1 pseudogene is annotated in these 638 nt (G+C 67.9%); it reads left to right on the forward strand.

Going from position 1 to position 638, the window contains the following annotated elements:
• A pseudogene (locus tag KVT32_RS28245) lies at window positions 1–454 on the forward strand (Ku protein); the annotation flags it as partial.
• Window positions 455–638 lie beyond the last annotated feature (184 nt).

Raw genomic sequence — 638 nt, forward strand, 5'->3', positions numbered from 1 at the left:
ATACCACGACGATTACCGCGAGGACCTGCTGGCCCTGGTGGAAAAGAAGATCAAGGCCAAAGAGACCAAGACCATCACGATGCCCGACCCGGACGAGAAGCCGGCCAAGTCGGCCAACGTGATCGACCTGGTCGCATTGCTGCAGGCCAGCCTGGGCAAGAAGCCGGGCAAGGGCAAGGCCGCACAGGGTGACGACAATGCGGACGACGACGACGAACCGCCGCCGCCGAAACGCGCGCCGAAGCCGGTCGAGGACGAGGACGAGGAAGAAGCGCCGCCGCCGCGCACGCGCCGGACGGCCGGCTCGCGCGAACCGGCCACGGCCAGCGCCAGGACGAAACGCCCGGCCGCGAAGGCGGCCGCCAAGCCAGCCGCAAAAAAAGCGGCGGCGAAGACCACCCGCGCCGCTTCGGCCGCAAGCAAGGCGCCGGCGCGCCGCAAGAAAGCGGCGTGACGGCACATGGATGAATTCCTCGACTTCCTCCAATGGCCCGCGATGGCGGTCAGCCTGTACGCCGCCTACCTGATCGGCTCGCAACGCGCCGGCCGGCGGGTGTTCGGCTTCTGGATGTTCATCCTCAGCAATTTGCTGTGGATCGTCTGGGGCGTGCACGACGAAGCCTGGGCGCTGATCGCGC

This window comes from Achromobacter sp. GbtcB20 (assembly GCF_019091095.1).
In the GTDB taxonomy this organism is placed as follows: domain Bacteria; phylum Pseudomonadota; class Gammaproteobacteria; order Burkholderiales; family Burkholderiaceae_B; genus Achromobacter; species Achromobacter mucicolens.